This is a genomic window from Rhodococcus sp. ACS1 (assembly GCF_002300155.1).
Taxonomy (GTDB): Bacteria; Actinomycetota; Actinomycetes; order Mycobacteriales; family Mycobacteriaceae; genus Rhodococcus_F; species Rhodococcus_F koreensis.
Map to the genome: position 1 here is coordinate 81,568 of NZ_NSDZ01000012.1, position 17,649 is coordinate 99,216.

The following is a 17,649-nucleotide window of genomic DNA, read 5'->3' on the forward strand; positions in this document are numbered from 1 at the left end:
ATCAGTCGGTCGGACTCCAAAGGTCCCGTCCGGTCCGGTCCAACACCGAGAATACGTGATCCGGGCGCCCGGGCCTACCGTGCCGCGGCGGCCAGCGCCTCGAGGTACCTGCGCGTCATCGCTTTCTGCACGACCCGGCCAGCGGGGCCGCCGAGCCGCGTGAACCACCGCCCCGGTTTCGAGAACGCCGACACGGTCGCGACGACGGTGCCGTCCGGCCGCTGTTCGACGACGAAGCTCTCCTCGCCGCGCTCGGGATGACCCGGCAGCGTGCCGTACGCGAAGCCCTTGCGCTGCGGATCGTCGAGCACGTAGACGACCCGGCAGGAGAACGTCAGCCGGAACGGACCGATCCCCCAGCGCAGTTCGACCGACGAGCCGGGCACGGCGGTCGGAGCCTCGGCCCGCACCTCGAGCCCCGCGCCGCGGTGCATCCCCCAGGCACACAGGTAGGCGGCGGCCGCGTCGAATGCGTCTGCCCCGTCACCGATCACCTTCTGCTCACGCAGATGGTGGTATCCCGCCGGGAACGGAACCTCGCGGCTCGCACCCACCTCCGGGTACGTGAACGCGGGCAGGTCGTCTCCGGAGGTACTGATGACGGTCGATCCTCTCGGTCGGGAGGTCGCCCAGCCTACTGCTCCGACCGGGCCGCGGGACGGATGTTCTGATTCACATGGAAGAGGTTGTCCGGATCGTACTTCGCCTTCACCTGCGCCAGCCGGTCGTAATTGCCGAGGTATGAGGCACGCACCCGGTCCTCACCCTCGGACATCATGAAGTTGACGTACGCCCCGCCCGCGGTCGTCGGGTGGAGGGCCTCCCAGTACTGCTTGGCCCAGTCCGTGATGACCTCGGCGTTCGCCGGATCCGGGTCGACCCCGACGATCACGCCCGCCCAGCCGCCGTCCCGGTACGCGAACGCCGTGCCGTCCTCGGCCACCCGCGTCGCCGCGCCGTCGATCGGATACATGTGCATCGTCGAATGGCCGGTGGGCAGCCGACGGCCGAACTCCAGGTGGATGTCGACGGCCTCGTCGGAGATCTCGCGGACGAAGTCTGCGCGCCAGTACCACTGCAATCCCGCCGGGTACAGTGCGTCGAAGGCCGATTGCAATGCTGTGAAGGGCATTTCGCCGACCCCTACCAGCAGTGGATTACCGAATTCGCGGATCGGTTCGAGCACCGCGTCGGCCTTGCCCGGGTCGCCGGTGTAGCACCAGATGATGCCGCACGCCTTGCGGCCCCACAGTTCCTCGGGGAACGGCGGCGCCGGCGGAATGGTCAGCAGGCCGATCCAGCCGTTGAGTTCCTCGGGCAGTGAGGGCAGGAGTTCGCGGTACCACCGCATCACGTCGGGGGTGTCCTCCAGGTCGTACAGCACCGGCCCGCCGACGACATTTCCGTGGTCGCCGATCTCGTGACACGCGAACTGGAACGACGTGACCACACCGAAGTTCCCGCCGCCGCCCCGCAGCGCCCAGAACAGGTCCGGATGCGACCGCTCGCTCGCCGTCACCAGGGTGCCGTCGGCGAGGACGACGTCGGCGGAGAGCAGGTTGTCCACCGTGAGACCGAAACGGCGCGTCAGGTAGCCGATCCCGCCACCCAGCGTCAGCCCGCCGACACCGGTGGAGGCGATGAACCCGGACGGGGTGGCCATGCCGAACGGCACGGTGGCATGGTCGACGTCGCTCCAGGTGCACCCGCCGTCGACCCGGACGGTCCGGTCGGCGGGCGAGACCGTGGTCCCGCGCATACCCGACAGATCGATCACGAGGGCGTCGTCCCACACGCCGAGTCCTCCCGCGTTGTGTCCGCCTCCGCGAACCGCGAGCTCGACGTGCTGCTCCCGCGCGAACCGCACGCACGCGACGACATCCGCGGCGTTGGCGCACCGCGCGATGGCCGCGGGACGACGGTCGATCATGGCGTTGTACACGGCCCGCGCGTCGTCGTAGCCGGCGTCGCCGGGCATGATCAACTCTCCGCGCAGAGACGCGGCCAGTTCCGTGAAAGGCGGTGACGTCGTCGGTGTCGAACTGATGGTGGTGCTCATGACCTTCTCCTCGGATCGGCGGCCCCGGAACGGGCAGTGCCTGGTAATTCACACCGTAGGAATCGGGCGTTCGCGCACCGTTCGCGCCGAAACCCCACCCGCGAACGGTCCGACGTCCGCACGAAGTCGCAGGACCTGCGGCAACCACCACCGGTCGTCGTGTTGCTCGGCGGCGATCAGGGCGGCATCGAGGGTGGCGCGGGCGGCGTCCACCGACCCGGCGTCGATCTGGACCTCCGCCAGCAACGAGAGCCAGTACGGCATCCGCGCGAACGCCCGCTGCCGTCGCAACGCGGCGAGCCCGTCGCGGATCTTCGCGATTCCCGGTTCGCCGCCGAGAAGCCGGCCTTCGAGGATCTGCGACCACTGACTGTAGTAGGCGAAGTGGTAGCGCTCGCACAGCTGCCGCAACTCCGTCAGCGAGGCGAGCAGCGCGGTGTCGTCGCCCCGGACCTGATGCAGCACCGACGCGTACCCCAGCGCCACCGCGAGACTGTACGGGTGGCCGCAGGCCCTGCCCAGCTCGAGGGCATCCGCGGACGCCTGCACGGCCGCCTGCTCGTCGCCGATCATCCAGTACGCGTGCGATTTCCACGCGTGGCAATGCACCTCGAGCCGCGTTCCGAGGATGAACGAATAGTCGTCCGAGAACGATCGCTGCGCGATGTCGAAATGTTCGATCGCCTCCCTCGGCCTGCCGAGACCGAGGGCGCCGCCCGCCACCGCGAAATGCGCCTGACCCTCGAATTCCGGATCCGCCGCGGACAGTTCGAGGGCACGCACGCCGAGCCCGTAGGCGTGCGCGGTGTGCCCCTGCACGAAGTGGACCGCGAACAATCCGATCAGCGCACCGAGCACCACCTTCGGCCTGCGTAGTCGCTGCCCCAACTCCATGGTGCGGTCCAGCGTCCGCTCGAGCTGAGGGTCGGAGTATCCGTACAGGGTGGTCAGCGGCGCCGACATGCCCTGGCGCACGTCGACCTCGTGAGCGTCCCGGTTGCGGCCCACCGGCATCGCCTCCAGAAGGTCGAGGCAGTCCCGGAAGAGCCGCAGGGCGTCGGCGTTCGCGAACACGCCTGCCGCTACCTCGGCTGCGCGCTGCAGATAATGCAGGGCACGGTCGGGGCGGCCGCCGCGCCGATACTGCTCGGCGAGTTGCCCGGCCACGTCGTCGGTGCGGCCGGTGTGCAGAAGTTCGAGTCCCTGCGCCAGACGCCGATGCAGGAGCCAGCGTCGCGGCGGACCGACCGAGCGGTACGCGGCCTCCCGGACCAGGTCGTGCACGAAGTCGTACCCGGTGCCCGCCGGCCTGACGATCCTGCGCCGCCACAGTTCGTCCACCGCCTGCACGAGGGAATCGGTGTCCAGGTCGCTCGCCTCGCTGAGCAGGTCCAGATCGAAATCCGCGCCGAGGGCCGCGGCGAGGCCTGCGACGTCCCGGGCCGGTTCCGAGCACTGCCCGAGTCGCCGGGCCAGCACCTCGCCGAGGTCGCCGGCGCCCCCGCCGCCCCCGGTCGCATCCGTGCCCGGCACCATCCTGGCGGCCTCCACGACGTACAGCGGGTAGCCCGCGGTCGCGGCGTACAACACCGCCTCCTCCGCAGGATCCAGCACCGGGCCACCGAGAGACCTCGCCAGTTCGACGGTCCCGTCCGCGGTCAACGGGTCCACCTCGACGTCCGTGACCAGTCGCGCCGACCGGAGGGCCCGCAACGCGTCCCTCACGTCGCGGCGGGACTGCGCCTCGTCCGTGCGGGCGGTCGCCGCGACCAGTACCCGCAGATGGGTGTCGAGGGACAGCAGGAACGCCAGCCACGCCGTCGTCTCCGCGTCGCACCACTGCAGATCGTCGAGGACGAGCAGGACCGGCCGGCCGGGCGACAGCACCGCGCGCGCCGTCCCCTCGAAGAAGCGGTGCCTCTGCCATGCGTCGACCATCGCCCGGGACGTCGCCGGCCGCGGCGCGGACTCGACGCTCGGGACCAGCCGCTCGACCTCGACCCTCCACAACGGATCCAGCGACCCGATCGCCGACCGAAACTCCGGGCCGCGCAGCCACTCGGCGACGGGGGCGAGCGCGACGCGGCCCGGCAGTCCGAAACACCGCGCCGTCGCTACCACTGCCCCGTCGGCACGAGCGATCTCCGCGAGTTCGGTGGTCAACCGGGTCTTGCCGACCCCCGCGTCACCGGAGACGAGCACCAGCCCCTGCCTGCCGTCGAGGGCCTGCCGCCACCGCCGCTGCAATTCCGCGCATTCGCGCTCCCGCCCGATCAGGGCGGGCATCGCCGTCCGAACGCGTTCGCGCCGGGGAGCCGCGGCGGGTTTCTCGCCCAGCAGGTTGTCGAACAAGCGGGTGGTCGCGGCGCCCGGCGCGACCCCGAGTTCGGTCTCCAGCACCGCCGCGCACCGGTGATACGTGGTCATCGCCGCCGCCCGGTCGCCCGATGCGGTTTGCAGTTCCATGAGTGTCCGGTACCCGGCCTCCGCCAGCGGGTCGAGTTGGATGCGCCGACGCGACCACGTCGTCGCCGCCTCCACCTCACCCGACTCCCGCAGCACCCGCACCGTCACCTCGCAGAGTTCGACGCACTCCCGGCGCAGCACGTCCCGATGGTCGAGGACCCAGTCCTCGTACGCCCCAGGCATGAGGTCCCCGCGATAGGTGTCGATCGCGCAGTCCGCGTGTTCGAGAAATGCCGGGGTGTCGGAATCGGCGAGGGCGGCGAGGGCTGCCGCCCGCTCGTTGCGGAACGTGTCGACGTCCACCCGGCACGACGGCGAGTCCGTCCACGTCAGCGTCGGCCCGTCCGCGGTCGGCGCACCATCCGACCCCAGGAGACCACGGAGGTTGTGCAGTTCCCGCCGCAGGTTGGTGCGGGCCTGCTGCTCGCTCGACTCGGGCCAGAACAGCCCGGCGAGACGGGTCCTGGACTGGGCGAGACCGGCGTGCAGCACGAGATAGGCCAGCAGCGCGATCGCCCGTGACGAGACGGTGCCTGCCCCGTCGTCCTCCGGGTTCGACACGCGCTGCTCGCCGAGCAGGTAGACCGTCACCATGACTGACCAGCTCCCGGTCGCGAAACGAGGCGAGCTTCCGCGTCATTCATCATCGCACGGTCAGCGGAAGTGCTGGTACAGCGCTTTCAGCTCCCGGATCGCGGCGTCCACCGCACGCTCGTCCTCACTGACCGAGCGGATCGCCTTCCGCAGCAGGAGCGGGTCGAGGTCGTCGATCGCTGCCCGGAAGTCGGCGTCGGGCAGTCCGGGCAACGAGGACTCGTCCCCGAACCAGTCGTCGACATCGGATTCGGAGGAGTCGCCCCCGACGCCCTCGATCAGCATGTCCAGATCGACGCCGCGCAACGTCAGGATGTCGAGCGGGTTCTCGTCGATGCGCTCGGTGGCGAGGTACGCGACCGCCGCCGCATGCTTGCACGGCCACCCGTCGTCCGGGCAGGTGCAGTCGTAGTTCAGCGCGGACGCCCCGGCGGGCAGCAACAGGGGGCCGAGAACCTCCGGAACCCCGCCGCCCGCCAGCATCGCCAGGCTGCCCGGTTGCCTGCGGACCACCGCGACCAGTTCGGCGATCTCCGACTCGTCGAGGCGATCGATCGAGACGGTCGCGACGAACGGCTGGAGTTGACTGCCCTGAACCTCCCCCGTCACCATTCCGCCTGCGATCTCGAGCGAGATCACCTGACCGCTGCGCGCGTAACTCCGACCGCGGCTCATCCGGCCCTTGTCGGCGACGAATTCGATGATGTCGACGAATTCGCGACCCCACCACGTGCGGCCGAACGATCCCCGCTGGGACCGTGCCTCCAGCCCGCCCGTCACGGGTCGTCGCCGGCCGTACTGACCGAAGTACGGTCCGGGGCGCCGATTCGTCATTCGCCCACCGCCTCGTCGCCGAGCCGCAGCAGTTCGCCCAGCTGTTCGGTGCTCATCTCCGTCACCCAGTTCTCGCCCGTCCCGACGGCGAGATCCGCCAACTCCTGTTTGGTGGCGATCATCGCGTCGATCCGCTCCTCCAGGGTGCCGACGCACACGAGCTTGCGCACCTGCACGTCCCGCCGCTGGCCGATCCGGAACGCGCGGTCCGTGGCCTGGTTCTCGACGGCCGGGTTCCACCACCGGTCGAGGTGGACGACGTGATTGGCCGCGGTGAGGTTCAGCCCTGTTCCGCCGGCCTTCAGCGACAGCATCATGATCGGCGGCCCGTCGTCGCTCTGGAACGAGGCCACCATGTCGTCGCGTTTCTGCTTCGGAACACCCCCGTGCAGAAACGGTACGGGGGTACCGAAACGTTCGGCGAGGTACGGGGTGACGAGATCACCGAATTCACGGAACTGGGTGAACAGCAACGCCTTCTCGCCGTCTGCCACGACGGAGTCGAGGATGTCCTCGACGAGCCCCAGCTTGCCGGAGCGGTGCTGTCCGCGCCGCATCACCGCCGACCCGTCGCGCAGGAAATGCGCCGGATGGTTGCACACCTGTTTGAGTTTGGTCAGGGCGGCGAGGACGGCGCCCTTGCGCTTCATCCCCTTCTTGTCCTTGATCTGCGCCATCATGTCGTCGACCACCGCCCGGTACAGCGCGGCCTGCTCGGCGGTGAGGTTGGCGCGGACGGTCATCTCGAACTTGTCCGGGAGGTCGGCGATGACGGCGGGATCGGTCTTGACGCGGCGCAGCACGAACGGGGACGTGACGGCGCGGAGCCGGGCGACGGCCGTCTCGTCCTGCTCCCGCTCGATCGGCACAACGAAACGCTTGCGGAACATCGCCTCCGAACCCAGGATGCCCGAATTCGCGAAATCGAGGATCGAGCGCAGTTCGTCCAGCCGATTCTCGACCGGAGTGCCCGTCAACGCGACCCGATGCTCCGCCGGAATGCTGCGGGCCGCCCGCGCCTGCCCGGTCTTCGCGTTCTTGATGTGCTGCGCCTCGTCCAGCACCACCCGCCGCCAGTCCTGCTCCTTCAGCTGCGCGACGTCGCGGGCGAGCAGCGCGTACGTGGTGATCACCAGGTCGCTCTGTGTCACGGCGGCGGCGAGGTCGTCACCGCTCAGCCGCTGCGGACCGTGGTGCACCAGCACCCGCAGCGAGGGAACGAAGCGTGCCGCCTCACGCTGCCAGTTGCCGACCACCGACATCGGGCACACCAGCAGGGTGGGCGTGGCGGCGTTCTCGTGTGCGAGCAGGGCGAGCAACTGCAGCGTCTTGCCGAGACCCATGTCGTCGGCCAGGACCGCCCCGAGCCCGAGGCGGCTCATGAACACCAGCCAGTCGAGCCCCCGCTTCTGGTACGGCCGCAGCGTGGCGTCCAACCCGTCCGGGGTCGGCACGTCCTGCGGGTTGATGTCGCCGTCGAGCAGCGCGGCCGCCCAGCCGGTGGCGGTGACCTCCTCGACGGGGAGATCGGACAGATCGTCCGCGATCAAATCTTTCAGCAGGTCCACGATGGCGCGGTCGCCGCTGCCGTGCCGCTCCGCGACGTACCGCGCGGCGCGGGAGAGCACGTCCTGATCGGCCCGGACCCACTCACCGCGCAGCCGCACGAGATCGCTCTTCGCATTGACCAGCCGGTTCATCTCCGCGGCGGTGAGCACCGTGTCGCCGAGTGCCAGTTCCCAGTTGTACTGCACCAACTGGTCTTTGCCGACGGACCGGTTCTCCGCGCTCGCCGGGGTGCTGGGCGAGCTCACCCGCAGTCGCATCGACGGCGACGCCACACTCCAGGCCCGCGGCAGCAGCAGGCTGATGCCCTTCTCTTTCAACGCCACCGCACCGTGCCCGACGAGGTCGATGACCACCGCGGTGGGCAGCATCAGGTCGAGACTGTCGGGGTCGCTCGGGACGTCCTGCAGCCGCGGGTAGGCGGCGACGGCCTCGGTCAGTTTGCGAACACCGGTCTGCAGGCGGCTCGCCTCCGTCCGGTGCAGCGGAATCGGCACCGGCGCTTCACCTTCCGGGCGCAGGCACACCTGTAGCCGCCACAACACCGTGTCCGGGTCCCAATCGCCCTCCACGTCCACGTCTTCCGGCTCGAGCAGTCGCAGCACCAGTTCGGGTTCGTCCACCTTCAGGCTGTCCCGCCACCCGTCGAGGGAACCCGCCAGCTGGGCGGTGCCCTCGGCGAAGTCCTCACCCCGAACCAGCGCGTCGATCAGCGGATGCTCCGGTGCGGTGCCGGAATCGTCCGGGTGCCTGCCGCCCAGGACCCGCCGGGCAACGGGGTCGGTCAACTCGGTCACCATGTCGTCGAGCACCGCCCGCGGGGTGGTTCCGTGGCGCTGCACCGGGGGCATCGCGACCGACAATTCCGTGAGCCACGCACGCTGCCGTTCGCCGCCGAGGAGCCGCCATCGCGGCCACCATCCGCCCTCCGCCCGGTGCACCTCCGGCACCACGCGTCCCGCACGTACCCAGCGCTCGACGCCGCGCGCCACGTGGGCGAGGTAGCGCAGATCCCCGGCGATCCGGGGGTCGCGGGCCGACACCGACAGCAGGAAGTCGGTCGCGTCCGGCGGCGCGAGGGCGACCGCCGCCCACTCGAGCATCTCCGGACCCGACGGCGTCGGCATCGGCACCTTCACGTGATGGCGGAACTTCCGGGCGAGCACCCGCCCGACCGCGTCGGTCGGCTCCGCGGCGGCCGGATTCCGGTCCTCGACCCACAGCATGAGACCCGAACCGGGTGTCCAGAGGCCGTGCAACATGCACCCATCCAATCAGGCACTACCGACAGTCGGAGAAATCCCTGCTCGGCGGCTGTAACCCTCGACGAGATTCCACCGATGAACGAGGTGGCGGCTGTCCACGCCGGTATCGACCGGGATCGCTGCCGTTGGTAGATCGCAGTGATCGGAGGAAGACACAATGGATGCGACACAGATGTTGCAGGTTCTCGTTCAACTCATCCAGGTCCTCGGACCGTTGATGGGCGGCGGAGGAGGCGGCGGAGGCACAGGCTCCCTGGGTAGCCTGTTCGGCTCCTGAGTTATCACGAAGTAGGCCCGCCGACTCCGTTCGGCGGGCCTACTTCGTGCCCGGATCCGGGCACGAAGTTCGTGATAGGACTGTGGGCGTGAGCATGGCATACGGCTTCAGCGAATATGGCGGCCCCGAGACGCAGCAGTTCTTCGACGTCCCCGTTCCCTCCCCCGGCCCCGGACAGCTGCTGGTCGCCGTCCACGCGGCAGGCGTGAATCCCGCCGATTGGAAGGTGCGGGCGGGAACGCGGAAGGACACGGTCCCGGTCACCCTTCCCGCGGTTCTCGGCCGGGAGGTCGCGGGTGTGGTGGCCGACGTCGGCCCCCGGGTGACCGGGTTCGCGGTCGGCGACGCCGTGTTCGGGGCGACCGCCACCGGTTTCGGCGGATACACCGAGTACACCCTGGTCAACACGGCCGCAGCGGCACACAAGCCCGACGCGGTCTCGTTCGCCGACGCGGCCACGCTACCCGTCGCGGCGGGGACCGCGTACGACGCGCTGACGACCCTGGACCTGGCTCCCGGCAGCCGATTGCTCGTCGTCGGTGCGGGCGGTGGCGTGGGGGTGGCGGCGCTGCAGTTGGCCGCGGCCCGGGACGTCACCGTGATCGGGGTCGCGAGCGAGGGCAAACGGGAGGTCGTCGAATCGCTCGGCGCCACGTGGGTGGCGTCCGGGGACGGACTCGCCGAACGGGTGCCCGGCCCGGTGGACGCCGTCTTCGATCTCGTCGGCGGTGCCGCGCTGGCCGAGGCGGCGCGGGTGGTGACGGATCCGGCGGCGATCATCAGTGTCGGCGACCCACTCGCGGCACGGGATCTCGGCGGCTCGGGAGTGGAACGGCGCCGCACGTCCGCGGTGTTCGCGGAGGTGGCCGCGCTGGTGGCCGACGGAACCCTCGACCCGCGGGTGGCCCACCGGTTCCCGTTCGCGCACGCCGGTGACGCTCTCGCGACGGTCGAATCCGGTCACACGAGCGGCAAGGTCGTGATCGAGTTCGGTTAGCGGGTCTGGCTTTCACCCGGCCCGAGGTAGATGCTGGAGAGACGTAGCTGCCGGAAACTCTCGGGAGTCGGCCATGAGCATCCTGATCCAGGTTCTCGAACAGGGGTACGCGCTCACCACCCCGTGGGAGCAACGGAAGTACGCCTTCGTCGATGCCACCCACATCGTCACCATTCGCCTGGACGGGCAGTCGGGTGTGTGGCTCGACGGAATGAAACACGGTGAGGCGCACCGGCTTGCGGTCACCCCCGTCGCCAGCGAGGCGATCTTCTTCCTCCTGCGCACGCTCGACCTGCTGGCCGAATGCCGACAGAGCGGCGGCTCCTGGGTCATCGGTCACGACGGCACGCACGTGTCGTCGATCGCCGCGGTGCGCCTGCCCTTCAGCTGACCTGTCGGGGGCCCGGTGCATACTCCTGGACGGTAGGGGAAGAGTTTTCGAGCGCCGGGGGACGCATGAGACTTCTGTACGTGACGGCGTGGCTGGCCGTGATCCTGTCGGCCGGTGGCTGCGGAGTGTCGCTGCTCGACCTGGGCGACAGTCCCGCACCGGGCAGCCCGCCGCGCGCGCACATCGAGGAGTTGCTCGGGCGGGTCGCCACGGTCGAATCCCGTCCGCACCCCGGCGGATACCAGCGCGGGTGTTCCGGCCGGGAGCTGTGCGTCTTCGGACCGGCCTGGACCGACGACCAGGACGCCGCGGGCGGCCACGACGGGTGCGACACCCGCAACAACGTTCTGGCGATCGATCTCCGCTCGGTGATCTTCCGCGACGGCACCCGCGACTGCGTGGTGCTCAGCGGGGTCCTCGCCGATCCGTACTCCGGTGAGGTGCTCCCGTTCGACCGGGCGGACGCGAAAGCCGTCCAGATCGACCACGTCTACCCGCTGGCAGCGGCGTGGGACATGGGCGCGTCGACGTGGCCGCCCGAGCGCCGGCTCCGGTTCGCCAACGACGTCACGTTCAACCTGCTGGCCGTCAACGGCGCCGACAATCAGGACAAGGGCGACCAGACCCCTCAGGACTGGCTGCCACCGAACCCGGCGTACCGCTGCTTCTACGCGGGCAAGTACCTCTCGGTGGCGGTGGAGTACGGACTTCCGGTGACGCAGGCGGACCGCGACGCGCTCGCCGAGGTGGCGGAGCGGTGTCCGTGATCGTCTCGGCGCCTCAGGCCACGGTGAACGACCGGGTGTGCCAGCCGGTGGCGCCGCTCGGGACCGGCGGCGTCCGCTCCTCCACCTGCACGTTGCCGTCCAGATCGGTGGCGCGCACCTGGAGTGTGTGCAGGCCGGACACGGCCTCCCACTCCCACGTCCACTGCCGCCAGGTGTCGATGCTGTACTGCGGGGCGAGGGTCGCGGTCTGCCATGCGCCGTTGTCGACCCGTACCTCCACCTTCTCGATGCCGCGGTGCTGCGCCCATGCGGTTCCGGCGACGAGTACCGGGCCGGGCGCGGTGGGTGCGAACGGGGCGGGCACGTCGATCCGGGATGCGGTCTTGATCGGACCTTCCGCGGACCATCCGCGCTTCGTCCAGTAGGCCTCGGCCTTGTCGAATCGTGTGAGTTCCCACTCCACCACCCATTTGGTGGCCGACACGTAGCCGTAGAGACCGGGGACGACCTGCCGCACGGGGTAACCGTGTTCGAACGGCAGCGGCTGACCGTTCATCGCCACCGCGAGAATCGCGTCGCGTCCGTCCCGCAGCGCCGCGACCGGGGTGCCCGCCGTGAAGTGGTCGCTGCTCGTGGAGAGCAGCATGTCGGCGTCGGGGTGCACGCCTGCCTCGTCGAGGATGTCCTTGATGGGGTAGCCGATCCACGTGGCGTTGCCTGCGAGGTTTCCGCCGACCTCGTTCGACACGCACGTCAACGTGATCAGCCGTTCCACGGGTGTGCGTGCGATCAGGTCGTCCCACGAGAGGGTGAGTTCGCGGTCCACCATGCCGTGGATGCGCAGTTGCCAGTCGTCCGTCGTCAGCCGCGGCACCCGGAGGGCGGTGTCGATCCGGTAGAAGTCCTCGTTCGACGTGACGAACGGGGTGCCGCCCGGCACGCCGATGTCGGTGCCCGGAACGATCGCGGCCGCCCGGTCCGTCACCCCGGGAACCGCGAAGGCGCGGCGGTTGTCCACGGCGCCCGCGACCTGCTGCCCGAGGTACCGGCCCGCGGCTCCCGCGGCCGCGGCCGTCGCGGCGGCTCCCGCCGCCAACAGGAGAAAAGTGCGGCGCGGCAACCACGAATCCTCGGAATCCGAGTTCTCGGGAGCCCGCGCGGTGGCCGTCAGCACCCGCAGGACCGCGATACCGGCGACGACGCCCACCACTGTCGGCAGCGCATACATCCAGGTGGCGCCGGGACGCTGGGTCGCGGCCACGATTCCCACCAGCCCGAGCACCGCGAGGATTGCGCTGCCGAACGGGGCGCGGGGGCGCTCGACGATCCCCGCGACTGCGGCGAGGAGCACGATGAGGATCGTCATGCCCACGAACAACGCGGGTTTGTCGTTGGTGCCGAACGTGTGTATCGCGAACTCGCGGGCCCAGGCGGGGCTGCGGTCCACCGTCGTCGATCCGACCGCGTAGAACGGCGACGCATTCGGGTCGATCAGCGCCGCCAGCAGTTCGCCCACTCCGAGTACCATGCCGGCGGCGATCACTCCGGCGAGCGCGCGCGAGAACAGGTGCCGCCGTCTCCGTGGCGTCCGCGCCGCCTCGTGCCGGTCACCGATCGTGGTAGTCATCGCAGCCTTGCTCCTTTGCGGTCGTCACCGTGTATTCGGAGCTGAGAACGCGCACGGATGGGAGCCCACCACTAGTATTTACCGGATGAACCAGCTCGACAAAGACACTCTTCTCTGCATCTCGCTCTCCGGCCGGCCGAGCAACATCGGCACCCGGTTTCACAATTATCTGTACGGCGAGCTGGGCCTCAATTTCGTGTACAAAGCCTTCACCACCAACGACCTCCAGGCTGCGGTCGGCGGCATCCGGGCGCTGGGGATCCGCGGCGCCGGTGTCTCCATGCCGTTCAAGGAGCAGATCATCGACTACGTCGACGTGATGCACGAATCGGCGTCGGTCATCGAGTCCGTCAACACGGTCGTCAACGAGGACGGGGCGTTGCACGCCTACAACACCGACTACCAGGCCATCGCGAACCTGTTGCGCGACAACGTGTTGCCCCACTCGCTCTCGGTGGCGGTGGCCGGGAGCGGCGGCATGGCCAAGGCCGTCGTCGCCGCCGTGCGCGACTACGGGTTCACCGACGTCACCGTGATCGCCCGCAACGAGACGACCGGCGGCGCCGTCGCGAAGCAGTACGGATTCGCTTGGCAGCCCGAACTGGGCGCGGCGCGACCGGGGCTGCTGATCAATGCCACCCCCATCGGAATGGCCGGTGGTCCCGAGGCCGAGGATCTGGCATTCGAACTCGACGCGATCGACGCGGCGGAGGCCGTATTCGACGTGGTGGCGATGCCCGCCGCAACGCCACTGATCCGGGCTGCGGCCGAACGCCACAAGACCGTCATCACGGGCGCCGAGGTGATCGCGCTGCAGGCCGCGGAACAGTTCGTCCTCTACACCGGCGTGCGCCCGTCTCCCGAAGAGATCCGCAGGGCCTCCGAGTATTCACGGTCGTGAGGTGAGCACCGCCGAGACACCCGCGCAGCGGCTCGCCCGCAATTTCAGCGAGCTGCTGCAGGAACTCCGTGTCGCGCAGGCCGGTGTGCAGATCCTGTTCGCCTTCCTCCTGGCGGTCGCCTTCACCGAGGCGTACGAGGAGCAGTCGTTCGGCCTCCGCATGCTGCACCTCGTCACGGTGCTCCTGACGACGGTGTCCTCGGCGCTCCTCATCGCCCCGGCGGTCTGGCATCGCGTGCTGTTCCGTCAGGGCCGCCGGGCCGACATCCTGCGCAAGGCCAACCTGTTCGCGCTGTGGGGTATCGGATTTCTGGCCGCCGCCATGACCGGCACCGTGATCCTGATTGCCGAAGTGGCAGTGGGCGGTCCGGGCGCGATCGTGATCGGCGTGGCGGCCGCGCTGATGTTCGCGACGCTGTGGTTCGTGTTGCCCCGTCTTTTCAATCACCACGCCGACGGCGAGGAGTAGGTCCCGCCGTACCGCGTCCCGTTGTCCGTGAGCTGTTGCCCGACAACGTTTTCTCATCGCAGGTGGTTCCCCCACCACCGCACCCGGGACCCGTCACTCCCCCGGTCGGCCGTAAACCCCACCCATGTCCGAATCTGGATTAATTCAATTTTGGGTCTTGACACGAATTGTGACCCCTGTCACGCTTCTCTATACGGAATCATTATTTCGCATTGTGGAAGAAGGGTCGCATGGTTTTCGATGCAGGACTCCAACGATTCAACGAGGCGTCACAGTCCGAGGCGACGGAATGGGCGCGGATCTGCCTGGACATCCCCCGGTGGGCAGACGAACTCGTCTCCGCCCGGCCGTACCCCGATCGCGCCTCGTTGCTCACCGCGGCCAGGACGGGGGCCGGCCCGCTCTCCGCGGAGGAGATTGAACTGGCCCTCGCCCGCCACCCCCGAATCGGTGAACCCCCGGGCGGCGACGGCGCCGAGGCGCACCTGGCCCGCTCGGAACAGTCGAACGTCGATTCGTCCGACGCTGCCGCCAGGAAGCGGCTCACCGACGGCAACCGTGCCTACGAGGACAAGTTCGGACGGGTCTTCCTGATCCGCGCCGCCGGGCGCAGCACGTCCGACGTCCTCACCGCCCTCGACCGCAGGCTGGTCAACGACGAGGTCGGCGAATTGGCCGTTGTCGCAGAGGAACTGCGCGACATCGCCGCACTCCGGCTCGCCGGGATGCTGGACGCATGAGCGACGTCAGCCAGGTCACCACCCACGTGCTGGACGCGGCCGAAGGCATGCCCGCGCGGGAGGTGCCGGTCACGCTGGCGGTCCTGAGAGAGTCCGCCTGGGTCACCGTCGCCGACGCCGTCACCGACGACGACGGGCGCGCCGCAGCTCTGGGACCTGCCCGTCTCGAGCCGGGCACCTACCGGATCGTGTTCGACACCGGACGCTACTTCGCCGCGAAGGGACGTCCGACGTTCTACCCCGACATCACCATCACGTTCGCCCTCACCGACAGCGAACAGCACTACCACGTACCTGTCCTTCTCAGTCCATTCGCATACTCGACCTACCGAGGGAGCTAATCATGAGCAAGATCGTGCTCGGCCAGAACCAGTACGGCAAGGCGGAAGTCCGGTTGGTCAAGATCACCCGGGACACCAAGCGACACGAGATCGAAGACGTCACCGTCACTTCGCAACTGCGCGGAGACCTCGACGCGGTACACACCGAAGGCGACAACGCGCACGTCGTGGCCACGGACACCCAGAAGAACACGGTGTACGCGTTCGCTCGCGACGGCGTCGGCGCGATCGAGTCGTTCGCGATGCGACTCGGGAAGCACTTCACCGGCGAGTTCGAGTGGATCACCGGCGGGCGGTGGGAGATCGAGCAGTACTCGTGGGCTCGGATCCCGGTCGACGGCGAGGGCCACGACCATTCCTTCGTCCGATCCAGCGACGAACGACGGAACACCGTGGTCACCGTCGACGGCGACCGGACGTGGATCGTGTCCGGTCTCAGCAACATGGTGGTGTTGAAGTCGACGGGTTCGGAGTTCCGCGGATACCCGAAGGACAGGTACACGACCCTGCAGGAGACGTCCGACCGGATCCTCGCGACGTCGGTGAGCGCCCGATGGCGGTACCTCACCACCGACGTCGACTTCGACAAGACGTTCGAGAACGTGCGCGCAATCATGTTGGAGGCGTTCGCCACAACCCATTCGCTTGCGCTGCAGCAGTCGCTGTTCCAGATGGGTTCGGCGGTCCTCGAGGCGCATCCGGAGATCGCCGAGGTGAAGTTCTCGATGCCGAACAAGCACCATTTCCTGGTCGACCTGGAACCGTTCGGACTCGACAACCCCGGCGAGGTGTTCTTCGCCGCCGACCGCCCCTACGGGTTGATCGAGGCGACCGTCGAGCGTGAGGGCGCGCCCGACGCCGGCCGCGCCTGGGATTCCGTTCCCGGATTCTGCTAGGAGCGCGGCGATGAAGCGGATCGGACATCGGGTCGCCGGAACGACCGGACCCGAAGACGAGCGTTTGCCGCTCGGAAAGTCGTACATCTACGGGTTGCAGCACATCCTGACCATGTACGGCGGCGTGATCGCGCCTCCCCTGATCGTCGGCGGCGCCGCCGGACTGACCGGCGTCGAGATCGGCCTGCTGGTGTCGGCGGCCTTGTTCGTCAGCGGCGCCGCCACCTTGCTGCAGACCCTCGGCGTTCCCTTCTTCGGCGCCAAACTCCCCCTGGTGCAGGGCATTTCCTTCGCCTCGGTGTCGACGATGGTGGCGGTGGCCGCCGGTCCGGGCGGGCTGCGCTCCGTGTTCGGGGCCATCATGGTCGCAGGCGTCATCGGGTTGCTGATCAGCCCCTTCTTCTGCAAGATCGTCCGCTACTTCCCACCCGTCGTCACCGGGTCGATCATCACGGTCATCGGCATCTCCCTCCTACCGGTCGCGGTGCGGTGGGCGATGGGCGGCAACGCCAAGGCCCCGGACTGGGGATCGATGTCCAACATCGGACTCGCCGGGTTCAGCCTGTTCGTCGTGTTGCTGGTGAGCCGACTGGTCCAGGGCACCCTGTCGCGGTTGTCCATCCTGATCGGCATCGTGGTGGGTACCCTGTTCGCCGCCCTGATCGGCAAGGCCGACTTCAGTGCGGTCGGGAAGGGCGCGATCTTCGAACTGCCGCAGGTGTTCTCGTTCGGCACCCCGCTGTTCCAGATCGGCGCGATCATCTCGATGACCGTCGTGATCCTGGTGATCATGACCGAGACGACCGCGGACATCCTCGCGGTCGGCGAGATCGTGGGGACGAAGGTAGATGCTCGCCGGGTCGGCGACGGACTCCGCGCCGACATGCTCGCCACCACCGTGGCGCCGGTGTTCGGGACGTTCCCGGCCAGCGCGTTCGCCCAGAACGTCGGACTCGTCGCGATCACCGGGATCAAGAGCCGGTACGTCGTCGCGGCCGGCGGTTCGGTCCTGTTCGCTCTCGGGCTGTTCCCCATCCTCGGTCGGCTGGTGGCGTCCGTGCCGCTGCCCGTCCTCGGCGGCGCCGGGATCGTGCTCTTCGGCTCGGTGGCCGCGAGCGGAATCCGCACCCTGTCCAAGGTGTCGTACGACGGCAACCTGAACCTGGTGATCGTCGCGGTGGCCCTCGGATTCGGCGTCATCCCGATCGCGGTGCCCGAGTTCTACTCGGCCTTCCCGGAGTGGGTGCACATCGTCTTCGACTCGGGAATCAGCGCGGCGAGCATCGTCGCGGTGCTACTGAACATCCTGTTCAACGAGATCAAGGCGGGCAACCGGCCCACGCCGTCGGTGGTGTCGGCGGCGCCTCCCGTCGCCGTCCACCGCGCCGAGGACACGGCGCACCCGGCAGACACTGGGCATCCCGCAGACACGGCGCGCACCTCCGCCGTGCGCAACGAGTGAAGGATCGCACCACCACAACACGCTGGTCGGGCGGTG

At 69.0% G+C, this 17,649-nt stretch carries 15 protein-coding genes; 9 read left to right on the forward strand and 6 right to left on the reverse strand.

The window, feature by feature from the left end:
- Positions 1–74 precede the first annotated feature (74 nt).
- The 5 genes from CJ179_RS44925 to CJ179_RS44945 all read right to left on the reverse strand — a co-directional run bounded on the left by CJ179_RS44925 (position 75) and on the right by CJ179_RS44945 (position 8,781).
- Positions 75–554, reverse strand: a complete 480-nt coding sequence (locus CJ179_RS44925) for a DUF1990 family protein (protein WP_095865742.1) — start codon at positions 552–554, stop codon at positions 75–77.
- Between the two features lie 80 nt (positions 555–634).
- Complete coding sequence (locus CJ179_RS44930) at positions 635–2,059, reverse strand: FAD-binding oxidoreductase (protein WP_095865743.1); 1,425 nt, start codon at positions 2,057–2,059, stop codon at positions 635–637.
- Between the two features lie 48 nt (positions 2,060–2,107).
- A complete protein-coding gene (locus CJ179_RS44935) occupies positions 2,108–5,119 on the reverse strand; it encodes an AAA family ATPase (RefSeq protein ID WP_095865744.1) in 3,012 nt (1,003 codons plus the stop codon).
- Positions 5,120–5,179: 60 nt separating this feature from the next.
- Positions 5,180–5,953 carry an SWIM zinc finger family protein gene (locus CJ179_RS44940; protein WP_095865745.1) on the reverse strand — a complete coding sequence of 258 codons (774 nt, stop codon included), beginning with the start codon at positions 5,951–5,953 and terminating at the stop codon, positions 5,180–5,182.
- Positions 5,950–8,781: a DEAD/DEAH box helicase gene (locus tag CJ179_RS44945; protein ID WP_095865746.1), complete on the reverse strand. Its 2,832-nt coding sequence runs from the start codon at positions 8,779–8,781 to the stop codon at positions 5,950–5,952. The genes CJ179_RS44940 and CJ179_RS44945 overlap by 4 nt, the downstream gene beginning before the upstream one ends.
- Before the next feature lie 374 nt (positions 8,782–9,155).
- Between CJ179_RS44945 and CJ179_RS44950 the strand changes: the two genes are divergently transcribed.
- The 3 genes from CJ179_RS44950 (at position 9,156) to CJ179_RS44960 (ending at position 11,216) form a co-directional block, all read left to right on the forward strand.
- The gene (locus tag CJ179_RS44950) at positions 9,156–10,058 is read left to right on the forward strand and encodes an NADP-dependent oxidoreductase (protein ID WP_095865747.1); all 903 of its coding nucleotides are present in this window, start codon (positions 9,156–9,158) and stop codon (positions 10,056–10,058) included.
- 73 nt (positions 10,059–10,131) lie between these two features.
- Positions 10,132–10,449 carry a hypothetical protein gene (locus CJ179_RS44955; RefSeq protein ID WP_012688484.1) on the forward strand — a complete coding sequence of 106 codons (318 nt, stop codon included), beginning with the start codon at positions 10,132–10,134 and terminating at the stop codon, positions 10,447–10,449.
- A 65-nt stretch (positions 10,450–10,514) separates the two neighbouring features.
- Entirely contained in the window at positions 10,515–11,216 is a 702-nt protein-coding gene (locus CJ179_RS44960; RefSeq protein WP_072945987.1) for an HNH endonuclease family protein, read from the forward strand.
- Between the two features lie 13 nt (positions 11,217–11,229).
- Here CJ179_RS44960 and CJ179_RS44965 read toward each other — a convergent pair whose 3' ends face one another.
- Positions 11,230–12,804, reverse strand: a complete 1,575-nt coding sequence (locus CJ179_RS44965; protein ID WP_072945986.1) for a molybdopterin-dependent oxidoreductase — start codon at positions 12,802–12,804, stop codon at positions 11,230–11,232.
- 85 nt (positions 12,805–12,889) lie between these two features.
- Between CJ179_RS44965 and CJ179_RS44970 the strand changes: the two genes are divergently transcribed.
- The 6 genes from CJ179_RS44970 (at position 12,890) to CJ179_RS44995 (ending at position 17,613) form a co-directional block, all read left to right on the forward strand.
- Entirely contained in the window at positions 12,890–13,705 is an 816-nt protein-coding gene (locus CJ179_RS44970) for a shikimate 5-dehydrogenase (RefSeq protein ID WP_095865748.1), read from the forward strand.
- Between the two features lies 1 nt (position 13,706).
- Positions 13,707–14,174: a DUF6328 family protein gene (locus CJ179_RS44975; RefSeq protein ID WP_072945984.1), complete on the forward strand. Its 468-nt coding sequence runs from the start codon at positions 13,707–13,709 to the stop codon at positions 14,172–14,174.
- 230 nt (positions 14,175–14,404) lie between these two features.
- Positions 14,405–14,914, forward strand: a complete 510-nt coding sequence (gene uraD, locus CJ179_RS44980; protein WP_095865749.1) for a 2-oxo-4-hydroxy-4-carboxy-5-ureidoimidazoline decarboxylase — start codon at positions 14,405–14,407, stop codon at positions 14,912–14,914.
- Positions 14,911–15,255 (forward strand): hydroxyisourate hydrolase, encoded by a 345-nt coding sequence (gene uraH / locus CJ179_RS44985; protein WP_072946167.1) that lies wholly within the window; start codon positions 14,911–14,913, stop codon positions 15,253–15,255. Before uraD ends, uraH begins: the two co-directional genes overlap by 4 nt.
- A gap of 2 nt (positions 15,256–15,257) precedes the next feature.
- Positions 15,258–16,151, forward strand: a complete 894-nt coding sequence (pucL, locus tag CJ179_RS44990; protein WP_095865750.1) for a factor-independent urate hydroxylase — start codon at positions 15,258–15,260, stop codon at positions 16,149–16,151.
- 10 nt (positions 16,152–16,161) lie between these two features.
- Positions 16,162–17,613, forward strand: a complete 1,452-nt coding sequence (locus CJ179_RS44995; protein WP_095865751.1) for a nucleobase:cation symporter-2 family protein — start codon at positions 16,162–16,164, stop codon at positions 17,611–17,613.
- Positions 17,614–17,649: the final 36 nt, after the last annotated feature.